28 protein-coding genes are annotated in these 24652 nt (G+C 72.5%); 14 read left to right on the top strand and 14 right to left on the bottom strand.

The window, feature by feature from the left end; all coding sequences use genetic code 11:
- Window positions 1–14 precede the first annotated feature (14 nt).
- Window positions 15–530, top strand: coding sequence for a PaaI family thioesterase (locus VZF99_RS01050; RefSeq protein WP_407335476.1), 516 nt, complete (start codon window positions 15–17; stop codon window positions 528–530).
- Window positions 531–608: 78 nt separating this feature from the next.
- On the opposite strand, the gene serS is transcribed toward VZF99_RS01050, so the two are convergent.
- Both serS and VZF99_RS01040 read right to left on the bottom strand, forming a co-directional pair.
- Window positions 609–1871, bottom strand: a complete 1263-nt coding sequence (serS, locus tag VZF99_RS01045) for a serine--tRNA ligase (protein ID WP_407335475.1) — start codon at window positions 1869–1871, stop codon at window positions 609–611.
- 60 nt (window positions 1872–1931) lie between these two features.
- Complete coding sequence (locus VZF99_RS01040; RefSeq protein ID WP_067714851.1) at window positions 1932–2375, bottom strand: ankyrin repeat domain-containing protein; 444 nt, start codon at window positions 2373–2375, stop codon at window positions 1932–1934.
- 47 nt (window positions 2376–2422) lie between these two features.
- On the opposite strand from VZF99_RS01040, the gene VZF99_RS01035 reads away from it, so the two are divergent.
- Window positions 2423–3541 carry a septum formation family protein gene (locus VZF99_RS01035; protein WP_407335474.1) on the top strand — a complete coding sequence of 373 codons (1119 nt, stop codon included), beginning with the start codon at window positions 2423–2425 and terminating at the stop codon, window positions 3539–3541.
- Window positions 3538–3888: a metallopeptidase family protein gene (locus VZF99_RS01030; RefSeq protein WP_067714854.1), complete on the top strand. Its 351-nt coding sequence runs from the start codon at window positions 3538–3540 to the stop codon at window positions 3886–3888. Before VZF99_RS01035 ends, VZF99_RS01030 begins: the two co-directional genes overlap by 4 nt.
- A gap of 27 nt (window positions 3889–3915) precedes the next feature.
- Here VZF99_RS01030 and VZF99_RS01025 read toward each other — a convergent pair whose 3' ends face one another.
- Genes VZF99_RS01025 through VZF99_RS01015 form a run of 3 tightly spaced genes read right to left on the bottom strand, consistent with a single transcriptional unit; the run spans window position 3916 to window position 6037 of the window.
- Window positions 3916–4548 (bottom strand): histidine phosphatase family protein, encoded by a 633-nt coding sequence (locus VZF99_RS01025; RefSeq protein ID WP_407335473.1) that lies wholly within the window; start codon window positions 4546–4548, stop codon window positions 3916–3918.
- The gene (pheA, locus tag VZF99_RS01020) at window positions 4545–5477 is read right to left on the bottom strand and encodes a prephenate dehydratase (protein WP_407335472.1); all 933 of its coding nucleotides are present in this window, start codon (window positions 5475–5477) and stop codon (window positions 4545–4547) included. Before pheA ends, VZF99_RS01025 begins: the two co-directional genes overlap by 4 nt.
- Window positions 5478–5497: 20 nt before the next feature.
- Window positions 5498–6037, bottom strand: a complete 540-nt coding sequence (locus tag VZF99_RS01015; protein ID WP_253003000.1) for a hypothetical protein — start codon at window positions 6035–6037, stop codon at window positions 5498–5500.
- A gap of 67 nt (window positions 6038–6104) precedes the next feature.
- On the opposite strand from VZF99_RS01015, the gene VZF99_RS01010 reads away from it, so the two are divergent.
- From VZF99_RS01010 to VZF99_RS01000, 3 genes are all read left to right on the top strand, one after another.
- Window positions 6105–6797: an APA family fibronectin-binding glycoprotein gene (locus VZF99_RS01010; protein WP_253002999.1), complete on the top strand. Its 693-nt coding sequence runs from the start codon at window positions 6105–6107 to the stop codon at window positions 6795–6797.
- 22 nt (window positions 6798–6819) lie between these two features.
- A complete protein-coding gene (locus tag VZF99_RS01005) occupies window positions 6820–7659 on the top strand; it encodes a CPBP family intramembrane glutamic endopeptidase (protein WP_407335471.1) in 840 nt (279 codons plus the stop codon).
- 190 nt (window positions 7660–7849) lie between these two features.
- Window positions 7850–9358, top strand: coding sequence for an LCP family protein (locus VZF99_RS01000; protein ID WP_407335470.1), 1509 nt, complete (start codon window positions 7850–7852; stop codon window positions 9356–9358).
- Window positions 9359–9368: 10 nt separating this feature from the next.
- On the opposite strand, the gene VZF99_RS00995 is transcribed toward VZF99_RS01000, so the two are convergent.
- From VZF99_RS00995 to VZF99_RS00980, 4 genes are all read right to left on the bottom strand, one after another.
- Window positions 9369–10262, bottom strand: a complete 894-nt coding sequence (locus tag VZF99_RS00995) for a hypothetical protein (RefSeq protein ID WP_407335469.1) — start codon at window positions 10260–10262, stop codon at window positions 9369–9371.
- 150 nt (window positions 10263–10412) lie between these two features.
- On the bottom strand, window positions 10413–11324 hold the full coding sequence (locus tag VZF99_RS00990; protein WP_407336156.1) for a DUF5926 family protein: 912 nt from the start codon (window positions 11322–11324) through the stop codon (window positions 10413–10415).
- A gap of 88 nt (window positions 11325–11412) precedes the next feature.
- Entirely contained in the window at window positions 11413–12243 is an 831-nt protein-coding gene (locus VZF99_RS00985; RefSeq protein WP_407335468.1) for a glycerophosphodiester phosphodiesterase family protein, read from the bottom strand.
- 3 nt (window positions 12244–12246) lie between these two features.
- Entirely contained in the window at window positions 12247–13089 is an 843-nt protein-coding gene (locus VZF99_RS00980; RefSeq protein WP_407335467.1) for a DUF4328 domain-containing protein, read from the bottom strand.
- Between the two features lie 60 nt (window positions 13090–13149).
- On the opposite strand from VZF99_RS00980, the gene VZF99_RS00975 reads away from it, so the two are divergent.
- On the top strand, window positions 13150–13518 hold the full coding sequence (locus VZF99_RS00975; RefSeq protein ID WP_154829425.1) for a DUF488 domain-containing protein: 369 nt from the start codon (window positions 13150–13152) through the stop codon (window positions 13516–13518).
- A gap of 201 nt (window positions 13519–13719) precedes the next feature.
- The gene (locus VZF99_RS00970) at window positions 13720–13923 is read left to right on the top strand and encodes a cold-shock protein (RefSeq protein WP_007629661.1); all 204 of its coding nucleotides are present in this window, start codon (window positions 13720–13722) and stop codon (window positions 13921–13923) included.
- A 169-nt stretch (window positions 13924–14092) separates the two neighbouring features.
- Here the strand turns inward: VZF99_RS00970 and msrA are convergent, their stop codons facing one another.
- Window positions 14093–14770, bottom strand: a complete 678-nt coding sequence (msrA, locus tag VZF99_RS00965) for a peptide-methionine (S)-S-oxide reductase MsrA (protein ID WP_374220855.1) — start codon at window positions 14768–14770, stop codon at window positions 14093–14095.
- Window positions 14771–14844: 74 nt separating this feature from the next.
- Here msrA and VZF99_RS00960 point away from each other — a divergent pair, with 74 nt between their 5' ends.
- Window positions 14845–15048 (top strand): hypothetical protein, encoded by a 204-nt coding sequence (locus tag VZF99_RS00960; protein ID WP_096906251.1) that lies wholly within the window; start codon window positions 14845–14847, stop codon window positions 15046–15048.
- A gap of 10 nt (window positions 15049–15058) precedes the next feature.
- Here the strand turns inward: VZF99_RS00960 and VZF99_RS00955 are convergent, their stop codons facing one another.
- Window positions 15059–15505 (bottom strand): NUDIX hydrolase, encoded by a 447-nt coding sequence (locus VZF99_RS00955; RefSeq protein ID WP_407335466.1) that lies wholly within the window; start codon window positions 15503–15505, stop codon window positions 15059–15061.
- A 158-nt stretch (window positions 15506–15663) separates the two neighbouring features.
- Here VZF99_RS00955 and VZF99_RS00950 point away from each other — a divergent pair, with 158 nt between their 5' ends.
- The 3 genes from VZF99_RS00950 to VZF99_RS00940 all read left to right on the top strand — a co-directional run bounded on the left by VZF99_RS00950 (window position 15664) and on the right by VZF99_RS00940 (window position 19359).
- On the top strand, window positions 15664–16266 hold the full coding sequence (locus VZF99_RS00950; protein ID WP_119193492.1) for a superoxide dismutase: 603 nt from the start codon (window positions 15664–15666) through the stop codon (window positions 16264–16266).
- A gap of 199 nt (window positions 16267–16465) precedes the next feature.
- Entirely contained in the window at window positions 16466–18514 is a 2049-nt protein-coding gene (locus VZF99_RS00945; protein ID WP_407335465.1) for a neutral/alkaline non-lysosomal ceramidase N-terminal domain-containing protein, read from the top strand.
- A 77-nt stretch (window positions 18515–18591) separates the two neighbouring features.
- Window positions 18592–19359 (top strand): SDR family NAD(P)-dependent oxidoreductase, encoded by a 768-nt coding sequence (locus tag VZF99_RS00940; protein WP_185952024.1) that lies wholly within the window; start codon window positions 18592–18594, stop codon window positions 19357–19359.
- A 119-nt stretch (window positions 19360–19478) separates the two neighbouring features.
- On the opposite strand, the gene VZF99_RS00935 is transcribed toward VZF99_RS00940, so the two are convergent.
- The 3 genes from VZF99_RS00935 to VZF99_RS00925 form a co-directional block, all read right to left on the bottom strand.
- Window positions 19479–20228: a hypothetical protein gene (locus VZF99_RS00935; protein WP_208636648.1), complete on the bottom strand. Its 750-nt coding sequence runs from the start codon at window positions 20226–20228 to the stop codon at window positions 19479–19481.
- A 325-nt stretch (window positions 20229–20553) separates the two neighbouring features.
- Complete coding sequence (locus VZF99_RS00930; RefSeq protein WP_120285033.1) at window positions 20554–21105, bottom strand: hypothetical protein; 552 nt, start codon at window positions 21103–21105, stop codon at window positions 20554–20556.
- A gap of 139 nt (window positions 21106–21244) precedes the next feature.
- Complete coding sequence (locus tag VZF99_RS00925; RefSeq protein ID WP_407335464.1) at window positions 21245–22942, bottom strand: TM0106 family RecB-like putative nuclease; 1698 nt, start codon at window positions 22940–22942, stop codon at window positions 21245–21247.
- A gap of 111 nt (window positions 22943–23053) precedes the next feature.
- Between VZF99_RS00925 and VZF99_RS00920 the strand changes: the two genes are divergently transcribed.
- The gene (locus VZF99_RS00920; RefSeq protein WP_182659431.1) at window positions 23054–23899 is read left to right on the top strand and encodes a DUF6474 family protein; all 846 of its coding nucleotides are present in this window, start codon (window positions 23054–23056) and stop codon (window positions 23897–23899) included.
- Window positions 23896–24465 carry a copper resistance CopC family protein gene (locus VZF99_RS00915; RefSeq protein WP_407335463.1) on the top strand — a complete coding sequence of 190 codons (570 nt, stop codon included), beginning with the start codon at window positions 23896–23898 and terminating at the stop codon, window positions 24463–24465. Before VZF99_RS00920 ends, VZF99_RS00915 begins: the two co-directional genes overlap by 4 nt.
- Window positions 24466–24652 lie beyond the last annotated feature (187 nt).

Here is a 24652-nt window from a genome sequence, read left to right as displayed (position 1 = left end):
GTAGGTTCGGCGGGGTGGATGACGCCCCCTTCGATTCGGTCGACCCGGTGGCACGCGGCCGCCACTACTCCTGGCCCGCCCTGCCGGATGCGGCCGAGCGCAGCGTGCACGCGGGTCTGGAAGCGCTGCGCCTCATCATCGACGGCGAGCGACACCTCTCCCCCGGCGCGCACACGCTCGGCGTCCGCTTGTCCGCGGCCGAGGTGGGCACGGTGACCATGACGGCCGAGCCCGCGGAGTGGGCGCTGAACAACGGCGGGACGGTCCACGGCGGGATCGTCTCCGGGTGGGTGGACACGGCGCTCGGCTACGCGACGGCGACGGTCGTGGAGGAGGGCGTCGGCTACAGCACCCTCGACCTCACCGTGCGGTACATCCGGGCGCTCCGGTTGGAGCGCACGCCCGCCACGATCCGCGCGGAGGTCGAGCACGCGGGCCGGTCGACGTGCGTGGTGCAGGTCCGGGTCACCGACACCGACGGCCGGACGTGCGCCAGCGCGAGCGGCGTGATGATGCTGTTCCGCCCGTGACCCGGGCGGCGGCCCGCGAGGCGTCCGACGACCTCGTCGTCGTCCCCGGACACCCCGGCAACCACCCGCGGTGCGGGGTCAGCGGACCGGCTCGAGCACGTCCTTGCCGACGAACGGCCGCAGCGCCTCCGGCACCACGACGGAGCCGTCGGCCTGCTGGTGGTTCTCGAGGATCGCCACCAGCCACCGCGTCGTGGCGAGGGTGCCGTTGAGGGTGGCGGCGGTCTGCGTCCGACCCTCGTCATCGCGGTACCGCACACCCAGGCGGCGGGCCTGGAACGTCGTGCAGTTGGAGGTCGAGGTGAGCTCGCGATAGGTGCCCTGGGTGGGGACCCACGCCTCGCAGTCGTACTTCCTGGCCGCCGAGGAACCGAGATCGCCGCCCGCGATGTCGATGACGCGGTACGGCAGGCCCATCGCCTCGAGCATCTCCTTCTCGAACCCCAGCAGACGCTTGTGCTCGGCGTGCGCCTCCTCGGGCCTGCACCACGAGAACATCTCCACCTTGTCGAACTGGTGGACGCGGATGATGCCGCGGGTGTCCTTGCCGTGGCTGCCGGCCTCACGGCGGAAGCAGGAGGACCAACCGCAGTAGCGCTTCGGGCCGTCGGACAGGTCGAGGATCTCGCCCTGGTGGTAGCCGGCGAGCGCCACCTCGGAGGTGCCGACCAGGTAGAGGTCGTCGGCGTCGAGCTTGTAGACCTCGTCGGCGTGCGCGCCGAGGAACCCGGTGCCCTGCATGATCTCCGGTCGCACCAGAACGGGCGGGATCATCATCGTGAAGCCGTTGGCGGTCGCCTTCTGCGCCGCCAGCTGCAGCATGCCCAGCTGCAGCAGGGCGCCGTAGCCGGTGAGGAAGTAGAAACGCGCGCCGGAGACCTTCGCTCCGCGCTCCATGTCGAGCAGCCCCAGGCTCTCGCCCAGCTCGAGGTGGTCCTTCGGCTCGAAGTCGAAGGTCGGGATCTCGCCGACGCGCTCGATCTCCACGAAGTCGTCCTCGCCGCCGGCGGGCGTGCCCTCCTCGACGACGTTGGACAGCAGCCGCTGGAGTCGGTCGACCTCCGCCGCGGCGGTCTTCTCGGCCTCCTCGGCGTCCTTGACCGCCTGCTTCAGCGCGCCCGCGGCCTCGAGCAGCGCAGGCCGCTCGTCGGGCGAGGCCTGTCCGACCTTCTTGCCGTGGGCCTTCTGCTCGGCGCGGGCACCGTCCGCGGCCGCGATCGAGGACCTGCGAGCCTCGTCGGCGGTGAGCAGCTGGTCGACCAGCGACGGGTCCTCACCACGGGTGCGCTGGGAGTCGCGGACGACGTCGGGGTTCTCGCGGAGCAGCTTGAGATCGATCACGCACCTCAGCCTAGCGGCCCCACCCGGCCGGCCCGAGCCGCGACCGTGGCCCCGGGTGGATCAGACGCCGAACAACTCGAGGAAAGCGTCCTTCTCGAACATGCGCGCGGTGTCGACCGCGGTGGGTGTCCCGCCGTAGGGGTCCGCACCGGCCTCGAAGAGCGCGCGGACGACCTCGCCGTATCCCTTGAACACCGCTCCCGCCAGCGGCGTCTGGCCCCGGTCGTTGGCGCGGTCCACCTCGGCCCCACGTTGGAGCAGGGCGCGGACGGTGTCCGGGTGCCCGTTGTAGGCGGCGAGCATCAGCAGGGCGTCGCCCCGCTCGTTGGTGAGGTCCGGGCTCACCCCGGCGTCGACATACGCCGCGAGCCGCTCGGTCTCGCCGTCGCGGGCCAGCTGGAACAGCATCTGTGCGAACTCGAGGACCTCCGGGTCCACCCCGTCCCGCGGCGAGCGCACGTCGCCGTCCGCACCGGCCGGCTCGTCGTGGTTCTGTCCGCTCATGCAGTGGATCCTATCGGGACCGCGCGATTGCGGCATCATGGAAGGCGATGACCACTTCCACCCGATCGTCGCGCCGTGGTCGATCGCTGCTCCGCACGCGGGGCGCGGTCATGGCCTCCCTCCTCGCCATCCTGTCCGGCGGGGCGGTCACCGGTGCGCTCATGGCGTCGGCGATCAACGATCCCAATTCCTCCCGCGCCGAGCGCATCGCGGCGGTCGTCCCGCAGGTCGACCCGCGCACCCTGTCGGGGCCCGCGTACGCCGAGGCCGCGCCGGGTACCTGCCTGACCTGGTCGCTCGACGCCGCGGACCGCGTCACCTCGTTCGACACGGTGGACTGCGCCGAGCCGCACCGGTTCGAGGTGGCGGCCCGGATCGACCTGTCGCAGGTGCCTGGCTTCGGGGAGGGCGCGCCGCTGCCGGTCAGCGCCGAGCTGGCGCCGGTGGGGACCGAGCGCTGCCTCCCGCTGATCTCCAGGTACGCCGACGGGCGCGAGGTCGACCCCGACGGCCGCTTCACCGGGCTCGTCGTGCCGCCGTCCGGGGAGGGCTGGGACAAGGGCGACCGCAGCGTGCTGTGCGGTGTCGCCGCCGCCGAACTCGACGGGCGCTCCGCCCTGTCGACGGGCACGTTCGCCGAGGCCGACCAGCACCGTCGGTGGGACCCGGGTACCTGTCTGGGCTTCACCGACGAGGGCCTTCCCGGCGCGACCACGCCCTGTTCGGAGGACCACTCGATCGAGATCGTCGCCGACGTGGACGTCTCCGGTGTGTTCCCGGAGGGGCCGGTCCCGCCGGACCCCCGCCAGCAGTCCGAGCTCACGGCCGACGCCTGCCGGGAGGCCGGTGTCGCCTACCTCGGTGACGCCGAGGCGCTGCGGCGGACGACCCTCATCTCGACGCTGGTCAACCCGATCTCGGAGGTGTCGTGGCAGACGGGTAGCCGGACCGTCAACTGCGGGTTGATGAAGGCCGCGGAACCCGGCCCGTTCGCGGTACTCCGGGGATCGGCGCGCCAGGGCGTGCTGGTCGACGGAGCCACCCCGGTCGCTCCCACCACCACCCAGATCCCGCCGCCGGGTCAGCCGCCGGGGAGCGTCCCCGGAGCCCCGACCGACACGGGCCAGGGCACGGTGTCGGTACCGGTGCCCGGCGGGACGCCGTGAGCCTCCGCGTCACCGAGACGCGATTCGAGGAACTGGTGGACGACGCGTTGGACTCGGTGCCCGACGCGCTGTTCGAGGCGATGGACAACGTCGTCGTGCTCATCGCCGACCGCCACCCGGACGAGCCCGACCTGCTGGGCCTGTACGAGGGGGTGGCGCTGACCGAGCGCGACACCACCTACTCGGGGTTCCTCCCGGACACCATCACGATCTACCGGGGCGCACTGTGCGCGTTCTGCTCCACCGAGGAGGAGCTGGTCCACGAGGTGGCGGTGACGGTGATCCACGAGATCGCGCACCACTTCGGGATCGACGAGGAGACGCTCCACGCGCTCGGCTGGGGCTGAACTCAATCGGGGCTGAGCCCGCCGCCGTCAGTACCCCGGTCGCCCCAGGTGGTCGCCCCACCGCTCGCACGCCCAGCCGCGGCCGTCCGGTGCGAGCTCGATGACCCCGCAGTTGGGGATCCGGTTGTCCAGCGCCCACTGCGAGGGGACGGCGCCGGCGAACACGGCGAGCATCCGCATGAGCGTGCCGTGCACCACCAACACCACGTCCACGGCGTTGTCGAGATAGGACTCGCGCAGCTCGGCGATCAGCGGCATCGCCCGGTCCTGCACGTCCAGGGCACTCTCACCGTCGGGGAGCCGGGAGTCGAGATCGCCGAGCTCCAACCAGTCACGCACCACCCGGTTGTAGGCCAGGAGCGCCTCGGCACCGGTCCGCATCTCGTAGCGGCCGGCCTGCACCTCGTGGACGCCGGGCACGGCCTGGGTGGGCAGGCCCATCTCCCCGGCGATGAGCCCAGCGGTCTCGCGGGCGCGGGCGGCCTCGGAGCTGAGAACGACGGACGGCCTGATTCCCGAGCCGGCCAGCTCCCCGCCCACCAGCCGTGCCTGATCGCGCCCGAGGTCGGTGAGCGGCGCGCCGGGCAGGGCGGTGTCGAGGGCGCCGGCGACGTTGGACGGGGTCTGTCCGTGGCGGACCAGGTGGAGGCGGGCGCTCACCCCGCGTCCTCCCCGTGTCGCAGGCGGTCGAGCCAGTCGATCTCCTCGGCGCGGTCCGGCGGGGGCGAACCCGCGTCGCCCCCGCCGGCGACGGGCCACGACCCGAGGTAGCGCAGGTCGGCGGTCCGGTGGCGCAGTGCGACGAGCGCCTCCGCCACCGCGGGGTCGTCGATGTGCCCGACGAGGTCCACGTGGAACAGGTAGGTGAACCGCTCGACGCGGGTGGGCCGGGAACCGATGCGGGTGAGATCGATGTCGCGGATCGACAGTTCGGTGAGCGCCTGGACCAGCGAGTTGGGCTCGTGGGGCAGCCCGAAGATCACGCAGGTGCGGTCGCTGCCGGTGCGCGGCGGCGGCGCGGCGGGCCGTCCGACCAGCACGAACCGGGTGCGCGCCCCGCCGATGTCGGCGACGTTCTCGGCGAGCGGGACCAGTCCGTTGATCTCGCCGGCCCGGCCGGGCGCGGCGGTGGCGTCGGCGGTGCCGGCGGCGACCTCCTCGGCGCCGGCCGCGGTGGAGGAGGTGGTCTCAATGTGGGCCCGGGGCAGGTTCGTCCCCACCCAGCGGCGGACCTGCGCGGCGGCGACGGGGTGGGTCCGCAGGACGCGGACGTCGTCGGCGGCGGTACCGGGCCGCACGAGGATGGAGAACACCACGTCGAGTTCGGTCTCGGCGAAGATCTGTAGCCGGTCCCCCACCGCGAGCGCGTCGCTGGTGGGGTTGACGGTCCCGTCGACGGAGTTCTCGAACGGGACGCACGCGTAGTCGGCGGTGCCGACGCGGACCATGGCCAACGCCTCGTCGGGGGTGCCGGCGGGGACCGCCTCGGCATCGGCGAGCAGCGCCGAGGTGCGCGCGTCTGCGCGCAGTCGGTGCAGGGCGGCATCGGTGAAGGTGCCGGGCGGGCCCAGGTAGGCGACGGTGACCACGACGACAAGCCTAGCCAGCGTCAGGGACCGTCCGCCGACGCGAGGTCCGCCGAGACGGCATCGACCCGCCCGTCGGGCACGAGGGCGCACGTGACCACGTCGCGGATCGCCTCCCGGGCCGACCTCGACAGGCCCAGGATCCGGGCCGGGTCCGGTCCGGCGAGCGCCGCGCGGACGTCCGCCCCGGTCATGGCCGCCACGGCGCTGGCCAGGATGGCCCACACCTGATCTGCGTCGGCGCAACGGGGCACCAGCCCGGAACCGAACCCGACCCCGGAGTGCGCCGCCACGGCCAGCAGGTCCGCGAGGTGGTCGGCGGCGGGCCCGGGGCCCGCCAGCCCGGGGGCCACGTCGACGACCGCGGGGGTTCCCGCGGCGAGCACCCCGGCCACCGCGTCGAGCGCGGGCAGGCCGGTGGCGGCCGAGGGTTCCACCTCGACCGGGGCGGGCGCCGACCAGCGCGCCAGGGCCGACACCATCGACGCCTCGTCCACCACGAGGTCGTCCAGCAGATCCGGCCGGGAGGGCCCGCGACCGAGCAGTTCGAGCGACACCGTCATGGCCTCAGGTCTACACCCCGCGCGATGACCTCAGGACCACCCCCCGCACGTTGCTACGCTCTCCCCGATGGGTACCGACGACTCCCCCGTGCCCGAGTACGCGGCCGACTACACCCCCGCGCCGGACGACGCCCCGGACGCCTCCCACCTCACGCCCGAGGAGAAGCGCGGGCCGCGCACCGTCCACGTGGCACTTGGCCTGTTGGTCGCGTTGCTCGTCGCCGCCGTGGCCACGAACCCCGCGTCGGTGCTGCCCCGCGACTCGACCCTGGCCGGCACCTACTACGTCGACGAGGGCTCCGGGCTCGAGCTGCAGGTGCCGGTCGGCTGGCGTGTGATCGACGACCCGGAGTTCGGCAGCGTGCAGCTGAGGCCGGTCGGCACCGGTCGGGCCCTGGACACCCGCATCCTCGCCGGTCCGCTGGACGCCGGGATCGCCGCCGCCGCGATCACCGATGACCAGGGGGCCGCGACCGCGCTCGCGGAGACCATCCAGTTGTACGTCCTGGGCGTGTCCGGGACCCGTGACGAACAACGGGTGGTCCCCGTGGACAACGAGGCGGGCACGGGCGCCGCGATCTCCTACGTGGTGGTCCCGGACGGCATCCCCGACCAGGACTCCGGCGGGTTGGTGTACACCGCCGTATTCGGTTCCGAGGACAGCCGGTGGTGGGTGGCGTACGTGACCACCGCGCAGCAGTCCGCTCCCGGCGTCCGGTGGATGGACCGGGTCGTCGACCACGTCCGGCTCCCCGAGTGACCTGGTGGAGGTGAGCGGGTCGATGCCACCGGCCCGGGGCACAGGACGGGTCTGCGCAGCCCTCTCGCCCCGCGAGGCGTTCGCCCGGTACGCGGCTCGGTTCGACCCGGTGACCGACCCCCGTGTCCGCCGGCTACTGGTGGCCGAGCTCGTCGTCGTCCTGGCCGTCACCTTCGGCCTGTCCGGCGCCTACGCCGTCCTCGACCTGGTCTCCGCGCTTCTCGCACCCGCGGACCTCGGGGAGCAGACCGCCGCCCTCAACGTCTCACGCTCGGAGCACTCGTGGCTCGACCTGGCCTACCAGGCGCTCGGGGTCCTGCGACTGCTGGCGTGGGCGCTGCTGCCGCTGGTGTTGCTCGCCCATTCCGGGCTCGGCGCGCGGGCCGTCGGGCTCGTGCGCGACCGTCCGGGCCGTCAGATCGCGTGGGGGCTCGCGCTGACCGCTGTCATCGGCGTCCCCGGGCTGGCGTTGTACCTCGGCGCGGTCGCCGCGGGCGTCAATCTGCAGGTGTCGGCATCGGGTCTGGGCGAGACGTGGTGGCGGCCCGTCGTGCTGGTGCTGTCCGCTGCCGGCAACGGCGCCGCCGAGGAGATCCTCGTGGTGGGGTACCTGCTCATCCGGCTGCGCCAGCTGGGGGTGCCGCCCGCACTGGCCCTGGCGGCCAGCGCCCTGCTGCGCGGGTCGTACCACCTCTACCAGGGGTTCGGCGGCGGGCTCGGGAACCTGGTGATGGGTGTGGTGTTCGCGTTGTGGTGGATGCGGACCCGCCGGTTGTGGCCGCTCGTGCTGGCGCACACGCTGCTCGACGTGGTCGCGTTCCTCGGCTACGCGCTGCTCGCCCCGCACCTGTCGTGGCTGTGACCGCCCGGCCGCCGCTCCGCTTCAGGTTGCGCGTCCCGATTGGTCCATTCGGGCAGCGCACCTGGCCGAATCGCGTACATAGGGGCAGCGCACCCCAACGCAGAGGGGCGGCCCCCGCGGTTGTGACGCGTGTCCCGCCGGGGCCGTGGGACCCGCCGACCGCGGCACCGGCCAAGTAGAGTCCGATCCCATGACCGACGACTCCAGGCGCCGGCACCTCACCCCGGAGGAGGCCGCCGAGCTCCGGCGACGCGCGCGCGAACGCCGTGGCTACGCCGACCCCGGCGCGCCGCGGGACCCGTCGGCCAGGCCCGACCGGGGCGATCGGGGCGCCCGGCGGGACCCCCGCGCCGCGGGCCCTCGCGACGCGGGCCCTCGAGACGCGGGCCGCGAGCGTCCGGTGGGTCGCACCGGCTATCAGCCACGCCAGCAACCGGAGCCGCTGTCCCCGGAGGAGCGGGCCCGCTACGCCGCCCGGGACCGCCGCGACCCGCGTGCCGGACGCGACCCCCGCGACCCGCGTGTAGGACGCGACCCCCGCGACCCGCGTGCCGGACGCGACCCCCGCGACCCGCGTGCCGGGCGCGATCCCCGGGACCCGCGGCAGCCCGCCGGTGCACGGGCCGGCTCGCGCGACCCCTACCGGGGGCCCGTCGACCGCCGCGGCCGGCGACCCGACCGTCGCCCCCCGCGCGGGGCGGCGGGGACGCCGCGCGGCCCCCGCAGCCGCCGCACCCCGCGGCGCCGGATCGGGCCCCTGCGGATCCTCGGACTGGTGCTGGTCGTCGTGCTCACGCTCGGGGTGGTCAGCGTGCTGTGGGCGGACTCGAAACTGCAGCGGATCGACGCGCTGACCGACTACCCGGGTCGAGGCGGCAACACGCCCGGCACCGTCACCCTGTTGGTGGGCACCGACTCCCGCGAGGGATTGACCGCCGAGCAGCAGGCCCAGTTGTCGACCGGGTCCGAATCGGACGCCGGCGGCAAGCGCACCGACACGATGATGCTCGTCTACACCCCCCGCGGCGGGGATCGGACGATGCTCATCTCCCTACCCCGTGACCTGCTGGTCGACATCCCCGGTTACGGCGAGAACAAGCTCAACGCGGCCTACACCTTCGGCGGTCCACCCCTGTTGGCGCAGACCCTGGAACAGCAGTCCGGGGTGCGGATCGACCACTACGCGGAGATCGGGTTCGGCGGCTTCGCCGGGATCGTCGACGCGGTCGGCGGCGTGGACATCTGCCTCGACGAGCCGATCAACGACCCGCTCGCCGGACTCGACCTCGCCGCCGGGTGTCAGACGCTCGCCGGCCCGCAGGCGCTGGGCTTCGTGCGCACCCGCTACGGCTTCGCCGAGCAGGACCTGCAGCGCGTCCGCAACCAGCGACAGTTCCTCGGCGCGCTCATGCGCAAGACGCTCTCGCCCGGGAACCTGCTCAATCCGTTCACGGCCGTGCCGCTGGTGAACTCGGCGTCGGAGGCGGTCACCGTGGACACCGGCGACCACATCTGGAACCTCGCCATGATGATGCGTCGACTCAGTGGTGACCCGCTCACCGTGACCGCGCCCCACGACGGGATGGCCTCCGGGTCCGTGGGCTCCTACCTCGTGTGGGGCCCCACGACGACCGGATTCTTCGACGCGGTGGCCTCCGGGCGGACCCCGGGACCGGAGTTCCTCGACACCGGGCCGTGAGCGGCGGAGCTCAGCCGGCCGGGGTGATGGAGACGATCCCCCACGTGCCGTCGGGGTTCTCGGCCACCCGGACACGCTGCCGGATCAGCACCGGGTCGGCCCCCGGCGGGTACTCGGTGAGGTCCACCTCCAGCAGGGTCGGTGACAGTTCGCGTACGTCCACGCAGTGAGTGGTGCTCTCGGGGACCCGCTCGACCCCCTCGACGCGCAGCTGCTCCTCGGTCATCCGGCTGGAGGGGGCGACCGCCTCGAAGGCCTTCTCGGCCGAACGCTCCACGTAGTAGGCGTGATCGAAGGCCAGCACCGCCCCGGCCGGCGTCTCGAGCGAGCCCGGCCCGGACCCCACCACCCGGCCGGGTTCGGCCACCTCCACGCACCCGGTATCCCGCTCGTCTGCAGGGCTGACGGCCCCGCGGGTGACGACGAACCCGAGGACCGCGGACCCACCCAGCACCGCGACCCCGGCGGCCGCCAGCAGGGCGATCCGTGCCGGGCGCCGATCGAGCACCGCGGGGGCCGGCGGCGGTTCGTCATCGGGTCGGCCCCGGTCCGCGGGCGGGGCCCCGAGCGAGAGGGTGGACAGGTCGTCCGCCTCGCGCCTGGTGCTGCCGCTGCCGGCCGGTCCCGCAGGGGAGCGCAGTTCGCTCGTCGCCGGGGCGTGTGCGTCGCCGACGGCGCCGAGGGTGATGCGGGTGGGGGGCGGCGCATCGGCGGACGGTTCGCGCTCACCCGACCCGGCCCGCGCGGCATCCGAGCCACCGGCCCCGCCGGCCGACCGGCCCGCCGCGGGGACGCCGGGCATCGCGTGATCGGGGGTCGGCCCGGTCCGCAACCACGGCGGAACCGTCACCTCCGGGAGCCGGGGGGCCTCGTCGTCGTCGCCCGTCCTCGGCCGGTCGGCCACGCCGCCCCACCCCCTCACTCCACTCCGCGTCGACTCATCGCGTCACGGGCGACCGCGGTCGCCATCGGAGTGGATCCTAGAGGCCGCCGCGCCCGGCCGGGGGTTCATACCGCGGGGGCCGGGCGCGTGGTGCTAGCGGGGAGCGGCCGTCTAGCGCAGGGTCACCTGACGGGCGCGCAGACCGTCGCGGGAGGACCGCTCGTCCGAGGTGAGGGGCGTGTCGTCGGCCAGGGCGTCACGCAGCGCGGCGTCGAGTGCCTGCAGACCCGGCGCCCATTCCTGGTGGTGCATCTCGCGGTCCAGGTCGAACACCGGCACCAGGACCCCGTGCGTGCGGAACGACCCGGCGAAGCGGGACCCCTCACCCAGATGGAGCGCGCCGGCGGCGTGCACGCGGGCGAGCGCCTCGAACAGGTCGTCCTCGTTCTCCGGCCGCACCCAGCGGATGTGTGCCTTCTCGCCGGCGTCGACCCACCAGGCGGCCTCGATGCCGTCGGCGGAGACGCGCGCCGAGGGCATCATGACCTCGTTGGCGTTGCGGATCGCCTGCTCGATCTCGGGCCCCACGTCCACGCCGTCGGCGACCCACCACGAGAAGTCGTCGTGGACGACGATCTCCAGCGGCGCATCGGCGACCACGACGTCGGCCAGTGCCGGGGTGGAGTCGATCGGATGCGACGAGGTGAGGGTCTCCCCGCCACCGGCGCGGGTCGCCCAGTCGACCGCGTACGCGAGATCGGCTGCCGGGTCCGGCCCGTGGACCTGCACCTGCAGGCCGACCATGGCCTGGCCGCCGAGCTCCTCGTCGCGGACCAGGCCCGCGATCGCGCCGGGCAGGACGGTCGCCAGCGTGACCTCCCGCCCACCGTCGACCGTGGTGAGGCGCGCGGTGGCCGACGGCACGAACTCGCGCATCGCCACCATGTCGCATTCCCCGGCGAACCCGGCGAACGGCCGCGGCTCGACGCTCAGTTCCTCACGCTCGGCCGCGCGCGCGGCGATCTTGGCCTGGCGGTTGCCGCCGGCCTTGGGCTCGTTGTTCCGATTGCGTCTACCCACGATCACCACGATACGGTGCGCCCCCGCCGACCGCCCGCGTAGGCGTCGGACTCGAACCCGGACCCGGGCCCGGGCTCGGCCGGCCCGCCCGTCAGGCGCCCGCGGGCCCCTCGGTCCGGGGCGCGCCGCCGTCGAGGACGGTCAGCGCGCGCGAGGGAACGTTGGTGCCGACCCAGTCCACGCCGAGGTCGCGGCACAGCAGCAGGTCGGCGGGGTCGTCGACGGTCCAGCAATAGGTGCCCATCCCCCGCGACCGCCAGTACTCGACCAGCCACGGCCGCGCCCGCAACGTCCCGATGCTCGGTCCCATCAACTGGGCGCCGAACCCCTCGGCCGGCCACGACTTGACGACGTTCCGACGCTCGCGCAGCTGCACCGTCGGCACGTCCGGGGCGAGCCGCCGGAACCGCCGCACGGCCGCGACCGAGAAGCTCATCATCACCGCACGTGAATCGGCGAACGACGTGGCCCGGTCGAGGCCGAAGTACGTCAGCTCGTCGCGCAACGCCGTCTCGACCCGGCCGCCGGACGGCACAGGGTGCTTGGTCTCGAGGAACAACCGGACGTCCGGGTACGCCTCGGCCATGACGAGGAAACTGCGCAGTGTGAGCACCGTTTCGGGGGCGCGGTGCACGGGGTGCCACGACCCCACGTCGAGCGCGGAGATCTGCTCGAGGGTGCTGGCGTGGACCCAGAGATCCCTGTCGGAGACACGGGTGGTGCGGGGGTCGTGGAGCAGGACGGGCACGCCGTCGGAGGTGAGGCGGACGTCCACCTCGAGCGCCTCGGCGCCCTGCTCGAGGGCCTGCTGGTAGGCGACCCGGGTGAGTTCGGGGAATTCCGCGGAGGCGCCGCGGTGTGCGACGACCCCGCTGCGGGTGGAGACGGGCGAGGGCAGGTGGGTGGTCGCGGGGACCGTCACGTCTCAATCCTTCCGGGTTGCTGACGCTTCCAGGATCCCCGCCGCGATGAACCTGCGGGTGAACCGCGGGGAAGGGTCACTGAAACTCCTCATGACGCCCCGGGTCTCCCGGACCGCCCACGCCGCGGCGAGTGCGGCGAGGGCGGTGAGCAGCACGGTGTCCGCGGCGGCCTGGGGGCCCTCCCCGCTGCCGCGCCACAGGGCGACCGCGACCGTCAGGGCGTTGACGGCCCAGGCCACCCACCACCGCCGGAGGTCCGATCGGGACGGGGCGCGGGTCGACGCCCGGCGCAGTTCCTCGAGGTAGACGGGCAGGCGGAAGAAGTTGACGACGACGAGGAGGGCACCCACCCACAGGCCCGCCCGTGACCGGGGGTCCCGAACCGGTGCGTACGCCCGTCGCCGCATCTCCACCAGCCAGGCCGTCGCCGTGACGGCTGCGGCGATCCCCACGGCGATCGCGACGATCCCCGTCACCCAGACCAGGGCGGTGGTGAGGGCCTCGAGCCACCACGGCGCGAGCCGGTCGGCGTACCAGACCAGGGCGGCGTAGCGCAGTCCGTGGGCCACGGCGGTGGCGAGGAACCAGGCGCCGGCCGCCCGCATGATCCCGGGGGCGGCGGTGGCGAACCGGGCGGGTGCGGGTCCTGTCGGCTGCTCGAGCCGGCGCGGGATCGCGACCGGCGGCAGTCCCCACCGCGGGGTGCCGGGGTAGGACGGGGTGCGGTCGCGCCACGCCGGCCCGGTGCGGTGCCGCGGGGCGGGCGGCCGCGTCACGGGCGTGGGGGGTCGCCACGGCGGGTGCGCGACCCAGCGCCACTGCCCCTGCCGCCGCGGTGTGGTCATGGCGACCATGCTGGCACAGCCCGGGTGGCGTCGGACGGCGCTGTGCCGGAGCCTGGGTCCATGTCCGTCTACTGCGTGCGCGTCCACGACCTCGTCTCGGGAGAGGCCGACCCGGCGGGGGCCCACGTCGTCCTCGTGGACCGGCTGTGGCCGCGGGGCGTACGCAAGGAGTCCCTCGATCACGACGACTGGTGCAGGGACGTGGCCCCGTCCGCCGACCTGCGCCGCGAGTTCCACCGCGGTGAACTGGACTTCGAGCACTTCGCGGAGAGGTATCGGGAGGAGTTGTCACGCGAGCCCGCCGCCGGGGAGGTGGCCCGCCTGGCGACGCTGGCGGCCCGCGGCGACCTGGTTCTGGCCTATGCGGCCAGGGACACCGAGCACAACCACGCCCTCGTCCTGGCGGACGAGATCAGGCAGCACATGTAGCCGTCGTCACATCAGGGGTGACGGATCGCAAGGGCGTGTGTATGGTCTTGCTCAGTAGTTGAAATCGTTCGTTGTATTTCTGTAGATCCACCGTCCTCGAGAGAGGGCAGTGCGGCACCGCAGGGAAACACACAGCACGCTCTCTGCTGCAGCACCCGGGACCCCGACAAGCGGGGTACCGACTCTCGAAAGGACGCCAATATGGCTACCGGCACCGTTAAGTGGTTCAACGCTGACAAGGGCTTCGGCTTCATCGCCCCCGACGACGGCTCGGCCGACGTCTTCGCCCACTTCTCCGCCATCCAGGGCTCGGGCTACCGTTCGCTCGAGGAGAACCAGCAGGTCTCCTTCGACGTCGCGCAGGGCGCCAAGGGCCTGCAGGCGGAGAACATCACCCCGATGTGATCTGTGACGTCAGAGTGATCTGACGTCCTTCAGACTCCACGAGAGGGCCCGGCAGGAGAGATCCTGCCGGGCCCTTTCGCATGTCCGCTCCGTCTGCCCCTCGGTCCGATCATCCGCTCCCGCGTCTGGCCAGACGCGAGAGCGCCCGGCCAGACGCGGGAGCCCCCGGTCAGATGGGGCAGGCGACGCCGCTGCGGACGTGGCAGTCGTAGCCGCCCGGGTTCTTCACCAGGTACTGCTGGTGGTAGTCCTCGGCGTAGTAGAAAGTGCCGGACCGGACCTCCCCCAGCTCGCCGATCTCGGTGGTCAGCGGGCCGTAACCGGCCGCGTCGAGCTCCTTCTGGTACCCCTCGGCGATGCGACGGGCCACCTCCAGCTGCTCCGGCGTGGTGGTGAAGACGGCCGAGCGGTACTGCGTGCCCATGTCGTTGCCCTGGCGCATCCCCTGCGTGGGGTCGTGCCACTCGAAGAACGTGGCCAGCAGCTTCTCCACCGGCAGCACCTGCGGATCGAAGACCACAAGCACGGCCTCGGTGTGGCCGCTCGCCCCGGTGCAGGTCTCCTCGTAGGTGGGGTTCGGCGTCCACCCGCCGGCATACCCGGCGGCGGTGGTCCAGACCCCGTCGAGCTGCCACAGGATCTTCTCCGCGCCCCAGAAACACCCCATGCCGAGCACTATCGTCTCGTGGCCCTCCGGGAACGGCGGGACCATCGGGTTTCCGGTGACGATGTTCGCCGGCGCCACCGGCACCGGGTCAGCGCGGCCCGGGAGCGCCGCCTCGGCGTCGACGACCGTGGTCGCGGTACGCATGGCGGAGTGTCTGATCGCGTCTTGTAGCCAGCCCATGCCGCCAGGGTAACCCTCCGGCCCGTTCGTGATCCGGACGTGATGTGACCAATGCCATAGTCGGCGCTAGGGTGGTGACCAGTTCGACCGAGGGGGAGTTCGACGTGACCGCTACACAGCCCGCCGCGCAGCGCCTGCGCGCCATCCTCGACGGCGAGCCGCCGCAGCCCTTCGAGGGGTCCGGCTGCAGCGACCACGTCCGTCGCCGCAACCTCCACGTGAGTGTCGCCGTCGCCCTGGCGCTCCTGATCGTGCTCGTCGTCCTCCTGGTGATCTGACCAGGCACGTTCATCCTGACAGGCAGGTGCGGGCGACACGCACCAGCAGCGGGGCCCACGGCGCGCAGGAGTCCTCCGGCAGCGTCGCGATGTGGGCCATCTCCGCGACCGCGACCCAGCGGAGTTCCGCGATCTCGGCCCGGTGCCGCTGCGCGCCGTCCACCTCGGCGGCGAAGACCTCGGAGACCAGGGAGAACCCGGGCTCGTTGGCGGTCGCGGTGTCGAATCGCCCCAGAAGGGTGAGCCGATCGGGGGCGATGACCACCCCCAGTTCCTCGTCGATCTCCCGTACGGCGCACTCCCTGGGCGACTCCCCGGCCTCCCATTTGCCGCCGGGCAACATGAACCGGTCGGTGCCCGCCTTGCGGACGGTCGCCACCGCGCCGTCGGGTCGGGTGAGCACGACGGCCGACACGGAGATGACGCCGCCGACCGGGGCCATATCAGAGTGATCCACGACCCCGATCATGGCAAGCCATCGGCTTCGCCGGCCGCCCGCGGTCGCGTAGGACGACGCACCGGTGGACGGATCACTATGGTGGAGGTGGACGTCGTGACGGGCGCCACGGGGACTCCCGTGCGCAGCCCGCCACCCAACTGAAAGGACACTCCACTATGGCCGAGTACGTTCTTCCCGATCTCGACTACGACTACGGCGCTCTCGAGCCGCACATCTCCGGCGAGATCATGGAGCTGCACCACTCCAAGCACCACGCGACCTACGTCAAGGGCGCGAACGACGCCATCGAGCAGCTCGCCGAGGCCCGCGAGGACGGCAGCATCGCCGCCAAGGCCCCGCTGCTGAGCAAGAACCTGGCCTTCCACCTCGGTGGCCACACCAACCACTCCGTGTTCTGGAAGAACATGTCGCCGAACGGTGGCGACAAGCCCGAGGGCGAGCTGGCCGCCGCGATCGACGCCGAGTTCGGGTCGTTCGACAAGTTCCAGGCCCACTTCAACGCCGCCGCCACGACCCTGCAGGGTTCGGGCTGGGCCGTCCTGGGCTGGGACCACATCGGGCAGCGCCTGATCATCCAGCAGCTCACGGACCAGCAGGGCAACATCTCGATCAACATCACCCCGCTGCTCATGCTGGACATGTGGGAGCACGCCTTCTACCTGCAGTACAAGAACGTCAAGCCGGACTACGTCAAGGCCTGGTGGAACGTCATCAACTGGGCGGACGTCGCCCAGCGCTACGCCGAGGCCAAGGGCTGAACACCGGCCTAGCGCCTCACGGCTCAGCAGAGCTCGCAGCGGCCCGGGTGGGGACCTCCCCGCCCGGGCCGCTGCTCGTTTGTCGCCCGGCTCGTCCGTCCGGCACGCAGAGGACACCCCGGACGAGCGTCCACTTGGGTAGCGTCAGCCGCGATGCAATGATGCGAATCACCGCGGTACGCGCACCCGGGGAGAGACGATGTACGACAACCTGACCACCGTCAGCCGCCGCACCGTCCTGGGCGGGGCCGCCGCACTCGGCGGGGTCGCCGCGTTGCAGTCGCTCCTGCCAGCCGTGGCACAGGGCCAGTCCACGGCCATGTACGTCGGCCGGGGCATCGGGGACATGACCGGAGAGCCGCTGGGCGCGGGCATGAACGGGTACGCGGACACCGAGCAGCAGTCCGTCGGGCTGCATCTGCGGCAGCGGGCCCGCGCCTTCGTCTTTGCCGACTCGCCGTCGTCACCCCGGTTCCTCCACGTCACCGCGGAGATCGGGCTCATCTTCCAGTCCATCCAGCAGGAGGTGCTGCGCCGGTTGGCCGCCGAGTTCGGCGACACCTACCACGAGGGCAACGTGGTCATCACCGCCACGCACACCCACGTGGCACCCGGCGGGACATCCGGCCATCCGATGGTCGACCTGTCGATGCTGGGCTTCCGGCCGGTGACGTTCGAGGCCAACGTGGCGGGGATCGTCGACGCCGCACGGATGGCGCACCAGGACCTCGCGCCGTCGAGCGTCGGGGTCACCACCGGCGCGCTGCACGACGCCGGCGTCCAGCGTTCCCGCGGGTCGTTCGACCGCGACACCCCCGAGGAGCGGGCGCAGTTCCCGGCGGGGATCGACCCGCGGTCGCAGTCGTTGCAGATCACCCGCGACGGCCGGCTCGTGGGCGTGCTCAACTGGTTCGGCGTCCACGCCACCTCGATGACCTCCCACAACACGATCGCGTCCTCCGACAACAAGGGCTTCGCCGCATGGCACTGGGAGCGGGAGGTGGCCGGGCAGGACTACCTCGACGGCCGCACGCCGGAGCTGGTCACCGCGTTCGCGCAGACCAACCCGGGCGACGTGAGCCCCAACCTCGACCTGGCCCCCGGCCGGGGACCGACGCCCGACGAGTGGCTCAACACCCGGATCATCGGCGAGCGACAGTTCGCGGCCGCGCGCGACCAGGTGGACAAGGGGGTCCGGCCGCTCGGCAACGGGATCGACGTCCGGCACCGCTGGGTGGACATGTCGGCCGTCGAGGTGCGGCCCGAGTTCACCGGCGACGGGCGCCCCCACCGGACGACGGTGGCGGCCCTCGGCGCGTCATTCGCGTCGGGCAGCCAGGAGGACGGCGGCGGCGGGGACGAGCTGCCGTTCGCCGAGGGCGACCGCGGCGGCAACCCCCTCGTCGCCGCGATCACCGACGTGGTGATCCCCGCCTGGCTCCGCGAGGCGCACGGCGCCAAGGACGTCCTGCTCCCGGTGGGCCTCGTACCGCAGGCCGTCCAGCGCGTGCACCCGTTCCACCTCGTACGCCTGGGCGGGCACTATCTGTTCACCCTCGGCTTCGAACCCACCGTGGTGGCTGGTCTACGGCTGCGGCGCACGCTCGCGGCCGAACTCGGCGTGGCCGAGGACCACGTCACCGTCCAGGGGTATTCAAACGCCTACGGGCACTACGTGACGACGCCCGAGGAGTACTCGGCCCAGAACTACGAGGGCGGCGCGACGATCTTCGGGCCGTGGACGCTCCCCGCGATCCAGCAGACGGCCGCGGAGCTCGCCCGCTCGATGCGCGCGAGCACCCCGCTCGACCCGGGCACCTCGGAACGGGACCTCACCGGACAGATCCCCGTATCCCCGCTGGGCAACCCGCTCGTCGACACCCCGGCACCGCTGCGGAACTTCGGCGACGTCCTGGACCCGCCGCTCACGGAGTACCGCATCGGACAGCGGGTCGTGGTGCGGTTCTGTGGCACCCACCCCAACTCCGACCTGCGCCGGGGAGACACCTACCTCGCTATCGAGCGCCGGGAGGGCGACCGGTGGGTACGGGTCCACGACGACGGCGACTGGTCCACGATGATCGTGTTCGAGGGCCTGCTCACCGTGACGAACGCGCTCATCACCTGGGACATCCCGCCCGGCACCCCGGCCGGCGCCTACCGCGTGGTGTACACGGCGTCGGGCCGCGGGATCGACGGGCGTCTGTTCCCCGTTAGGGGGGAGAGCCCGGCCTTCGACGTGCGCTGACGACCGGTCTGGGACACTGGAGGCGTTAATGCTTGCGCTTCCTAGTGCTTGCGTCGTCAACAGAAAGGACATCGCCCGTGGACATCAAGGGTGCTTCCGTCATCGTCACCGGTGCCGCCTCCGGCCTGGGAAACGCCACCGCGCGTTCGTTCGCCGAGAAGGGCGCGGTCGTGTTCGGCCTCGACCTCCAGCAGTCCATCGACAAGGCCGTCGAGCAGGGCATCGATGAGGGCATCACCCTCCTCGCCGCCGACGTCACCAGCGAGGACGACGTCAAGGCCGCCATCGCCAAGGCCACCGAGGCCGCGCCACTGCGCGTGGTGGTCAACTGCGCCGGCATCGCCCCGGCCGCACGCATCGTCTCCAAGAAGGGCGTGCACGCGCTCGACCTGTTCCAGACCTGCATCTCGGTGAACCTCGTGGGCACGTTCAACGTGCTGCGCCTGGCCGCCGAGGCCATGTCCACCCAGGACACGGTGGACGAGGACGGCCAGCGCGGCGTCATCATCAACACCGCCTCCGTCGCCGCCTACGAGGGCCAGGTCGGCCAGATCGCCTACGCCGCCTCGAAGGGCGGCGTGTACTCGATGGGCATCTGCGCCGCGCGCGACCTCGCGCAGTTCGGTATCCGCGTCAACACCATCGCCCCGGGCACCATCGAGACCCCGATGCTGAAGGGTCTGACCGAGGAGTTCCAGAAGTCTCTCGAGGCCGCGATCCCGTTCCCGTCGCGCCTCGGCCGGCCGTCCGACTACGCGCAGCTGGCGAACGCGATCGTCGAGCAGGACTACCTCAACGGCGAGAGCTTCCGCATGGACGGCGCCCTGCGCATGGCGCCGCGCTAACTGTCCGCCCGGGACCGGACATAGCGTCCGGCCCCGTGCGCCGGTACGACGACTGAGGCCCGCCCCTGCGAAGGGGGCGGGCCTCAGTGCTGTGCCTGGGTCAGGCGGTGCGCACAGGGTCAGCCGCGACCGTTGTCGATCGCGGGGCCGGGGGCCGGAGCGGGGGCGGGCGCCGGAGCCGCGGGGGCCGGAGCGGCACCTGCCGGCGCCCACGGCAGCGGCGGCAGCGGCGGGAGGGCGATGCCGGCGGCGGTGAGCGCGGCGTGGATCTCCGGCGCGAAGTAGATGCCCGCACCGATGGCGGCGACGGAACCCAGCCCCAGGGTGGCGGGAACGAGCGAGCCGGTGCCGCCGGGGAGCGAGCCGGCACCGAGGGATCCCTCCATCGAACCGAGAACGGTGGTGGCTCCCTCGCCGATGCCGAGCGAGCCCGCGATAGGAGCGTAGATCGGGGCCAGCGAACCGGTGGTGGGCTCCCCCAGAAGCGAATCAGTGGTGGTGATGGAGCCCGTGCCGGGTGCCGGGCTGAGCGAGTTGACGCCGGAGGAGGCGATCGCCTCGGACAAGGAGCCCGAGAGCGAGCCGGTGGTCGGCTCGCCGATCAGGGAACCCTCGGTATCGAGGGAGCCGTTTCCGGTCGCATTGCCGTCCAGGATGAGGGAACCCAGGTCCTCGGGGACCGACCCGTTCCCGGCGGACTCACCGCTGCCCGCCGACTCGGTGCTGCCCTCTGTGGAGCCGCCGACGAGGCTGCCGAGGTCGATGCTGCCGGAGGACTCGTCCTGCGCGTTGGCGACGCCGGTGGCGCCCGAGATGGCCAGGGCAGCGGCGGCCGCGACCGCAGCGGCCTTGCGGGTGGTGAACGTCATTGCGTCTCCTCGTGTGGAAAGGGGCTCCCAGGCGCAGAGGCCGGGGTTGGGGTCTGTGAGACGTGAGAACAGCGTTACGAGACCGAGGTTCATCCGTCCGTTCCCCACCCTAGCCACGAATTCAGGCGATGAACGGTGAGAACTCAGTTAAATCTTAGTTAGTAAGGGGTTCTGAAAGGCGCTCGACCCATTGCCGTGTGGCCACCCATGCCCCAGCGTCGCCCCGGGGCACCCGCGCGGGGAGCCCCGAGGCCCGCCCCCTTCGATCCAGGGTGCGGGCCTCGTGGCACGGGAAGCGGGCCCCGCTGGACCTCGCCGACTGCGATCAGATAACCGGCAATGGCGGGAGGACGATGCCGGCGTCCGCCAGCGCCTGCTCGATCTGCGGCGCGAAGTAGATTCCCGCCCCGATGACAGCGGCGGAGCCGCCGACCAGCAGCACCGGCCCGAGCGAACCGGATCCACCAAGCGAATCCGTACCGCCATCGGAGCCGATGACGATTGCCGGACCCCCATCGGAGCCCAGTGCGTCACCGACCGACGCCACGGCCGGCACCAGGGAGCCTGAGGTGGGCTCGCCGAGGAGGGAACCGGTGGTGTCCACGGAGCCGGTACCCGGCGCGGGACTCACGGCGTCGGAACCCGCTGCCGCGTTGACCGAGCCCACGCCCTGCGACACGACCGGGGCGAGGCTGCCGAAGGTCGGCTCGCCGAGCAATGCGGAGCCCGAGGTGTCGATCGATCCGGGGCCGACCTCCCCCGTCCCCTCCTCGGCCGAGCCGAGGGCGGAGGACTGAGCGTGTGCCAGACCCACTCCGCCGGTCAGGGCGAGAGCAGAGACGGCGAGGGCTGCAGCGGCGCGGATGTGACTCGTCATGGGTCAGTGTTCCTTTCGGGAGGGATGCGCCGGCACTCCGGCGATATTTAACAATTCTAATCATTCCGCCGAGAACACACTGCGCGGCCACCGCGAAATGCCCGCGCATGAGGGGTCCAACGCCGAAGTAGACATACGTTCAGAGCTGGTGGCCGCCCCAGCTCGAGCGGGAGATCCACTCCCGCACAGCGCGAGTGGCCCGGACGTCGTCCTCGTTGTAGGCGAGGATGCGGTCGCGGCCAGTGTCCCGCTCGACGCCCCGCGCCGCCTGCGCGTCGCGGTACCAGCCGAGCGAGGCCTCGCCGCCGGCCTCGGGATCCCGCCACGTGAACCCCGCGGCCGGGGCGACCACCTTCAGCCCGAGGCCCGAGGTGGAGACGAACTGGGTGGTGATTGCCTCGTGGACGTCCACCCAGAGCGGGGAGGAGATGAAGCGCCGGACCTCGGCGACGGACGGGACCCCCTTGACGACGGCGACGGTGCCCTCCGGACCGAACCTGCCGGCCGACGAGAGCAGCCACCCGTTCTCCGCGGACCGTGAATAGCAGTAGGCCCGGAACGACCGCCCCTGCCCGGCCGCCCGGTCGCGGATGCCGGTGAGCCAGCGCCAGAACTCCGCGAACGAACGCCCCTCGTCCGGATCCGGCAACCGCGCCCAGGTGGCGAACGGCCTGTAGCCCTCGGCCTCCAGGGGCCGCCCGTCCCTCAGCGTGAGCAGTGTCCCCCACAGATAGGCGCCGTCGTCGAGGTGACTCTCCAGGTCGACGTCCACCTCGATATCCGCACGCGGAATGCTCGGCCGCGCCACCTTGGGAACCACCACCTCACCGTCGCGGTGTGCCCTCGCCCGCAGGACCGCGTCCGAGAACGGCTCGCCGTTCCAGTCCGTGGGCCGGTCCGGTCCGGCCTCCGCCAACTCCGCGACCGTCCGGATCCCCCGGGCCCTCAGCGACCCGACCTGTCCGCCGCCGACGACGAGACTGACGTCATCGGCCACGACGAGCCGGTCGCGGCAGCCCTCGACGGGCCCGTCCCGGTCGTCCCAGCCCTCCCACCAGGGGCAGGTGCGGCACTCGCCGATCCGGCTGGGCGCGGTGTCCAGCTCACCGCGCACCACGGCCAACCGCGTGGCGTGGGTCCGCTCGGCCGAGTCGAGCACCGGCCCCAGGTCGTGCACCACCGCGCGCGCCGACCCCAGCCCCAGCACCGCGCCCACCGGGGACTCCGCCGCGTGCCCCACGGCGGCGAGCAGCCGCCACGCGTGGACGAGCCGGTCCAGATCCGCGGGGTGACGCCGCACCCGGAGAGCGGGGTCGGGCGCAGGGGACCAGTCGAGCAAGCGGGTCACTGTCGCCGTCGACGCGCTCCTCCCCCGCCGCGGATCGACCACCTTGTGATTGACCACCAGCACCGGCGCGTACCCGCCGCCGGGCACGGCCGCCAGGGTGCACCGGAGGCCCGCCCGGCCCTCGTGCGGATCGGCGGGAAGAGCCGCGCCCCACACCAGCGTCGCCCCGTCGGCCAGGGCCCGGAGTGTCGCGCTCTCGTCGTCGTCGCCCGGTACGTCCCCCGGCAGATCGGTCCAGTGATCCCCCACCACGTCCACCACCACGGCGTCGGGGCGCGCGTCCCGCAACGCGCGCTCCCGCAGGCCCGCGCGTCGATCGGCCGCCGCCATCGCCCGCAGACGCACGCCCTCGTCGAGCGGCGCCGTCCGCCACCACCCCGGTCGCGCATCACGCTCCCGGGCCACGCGGTGCAGACATCTGGCCCCCGAGGCCGGCCCCACCACCGCCGCATCGGGGGCGCGGTACGTGGTGCTCCCGGCGTCCTCCATCGCCGTCCATCATGGCCCAGCCGCGGCCCACACGACGGTCCGGTCCTCAGTGCGGGCCGATTCGCCTAGGCTGGAGACCTGATGTCCGCGACGAGAGAAGGATCGACGCCCATGGGCAAGCTGACGACCTACCGCGACAAGCGTGCCGAACTCCGCGCCCATGCTTCGGCGCTCAAGTCCACGGCCATGAAAGAAGCCAAGCTCGCGGCCAAGGAGACACGCAAGAAGGCCAAGGAGGCGCACCGCGTGGAACTGGCCGAGGCCAAGGAACGCGCCAAGCTCGAGCGCAAGAACGCCGACCGCAAGGCCCGACGCGCCGAGAAGCGGGCCGAGAAGCGTGACAAGCTCGACCGCAGATCCGCCAAGCGGAACCGCAAGAACGAGAAGGTCCACGCCAAGCAGGAGCGCGCCACCATCAAGCGCGAGGCCAAGCTGCTGGCCAAGGACCGCAAGCTCGCCGAGAAGATCGACTCCGCCGGCCGCAAGCACGAGTACCAGCTCGCCGAGATGGAACTCAAGAAGCTCGAGGGCACCAAGCTCAACAAGGATGACCTGCAGCGGTGGCTGAGCATGGCCAAGGTCGCCACCCCGGTGCTGCTGCCGATGGTCTACAAGGCCGTCTCCAACGTGCAGGGATCGGCCGGCAAGCCCTCCGGCCCCGGAGGCGTGGACCTCGAGGCCGCCGGCATCAACGCCACCGGTCCCGGCGCCGCCCTCGGCGTGCGGATCGTCCGCCTCGAGCAGACCCTCGACCAGCTCGACACGAGCCGCGGGAGCGAGCGGGAAGTCAAGGACTTCATCGCCTCCACCCGGACCCGGCTCACCGACCTGCGGACCGCGGTCGAGACCGCCGAGACCACGCCCACCGCGCAGCGGCGCGAGATCCACTCGTCGATCTCGGGCGAGCTCGACCGCATCAACAAGGACATCTTCGCCCGCCTGGGCGTCAAGGCGTGACGGCACTGCGGGGGCGCGTGGCGTCCGTGGCGGTCGCTGCCGCCCTGGTCAGCGGCGCGGCCGCGCCCGCGGTGGTGCTCGCCCCGGTCGCCGTCGCCCACTCCGTATTGGTCTCCATCGATCCGGAGGACGGGTCCGAGCTGGACACCCCGCCCGACGAGATCGTGTTGACCTTCAACGAGGAGATCAACCAGAGCTTCGCCTCCGTCGCCGTGACCGCCGGGGAGAACCGGGCCGACCGGGTCGTGGGCGACCCCTCGGTGGCGGGCGAGACCGTCACTGTCGACGTCGATGAACTCGAGCCCGGCCCCTACACCGTCGGATACCGGGTGACCTCGTCCGACGGTCACGTGGTGAGCGGGTCGTCGGTCTTCACCGTGGCGGGCGGGGCCGGCGGGGACGCCTCCCCGGCGGGCGGGTCCGACACCGGGGCCGGCGACGAGGCGGGCGTCGCCGATGAGACCTCGGGCGAGGACACCGGCATCAGCCCCGCGATCTGGGTCGTCGGCGGACTGGCGATCCTGCTCATCGGTGGCGCGTTCGTGCTGCTGCGCCGCGGTAACTGACGGGCGGGCACGCCGAGCGGCGAGCGGTGCAGCCGCTCCCCTGCCCGGCGTCTCGCTCCCGCGCCTGTACACGTCAGCCACACCCGCGTCCGCGCGTGGCGTCTGGCCTGCCCCTCGGGGCGCGCGAGACGCCATGCCCGGACGCGGCTGTATCACGAGATCGAGCGGCCGTATCACGAGTCGGGCC

The sequence above is a fragment of the Dietzia kunjamensis genome, from assembly GCF_045689975.1.
GTDB classification, from domain to species: domain Bacteria; phylum Actinomycetota; class Actinomycetes; order Mycobacteriales; family Mycobacteriaceae; genus Dietzia; species Dietzia kunjamensis.
Note: the sequence above shows the minus strand (reverse complement) of the source record. Positions and strands in the feature narration are given on the sequence as shown.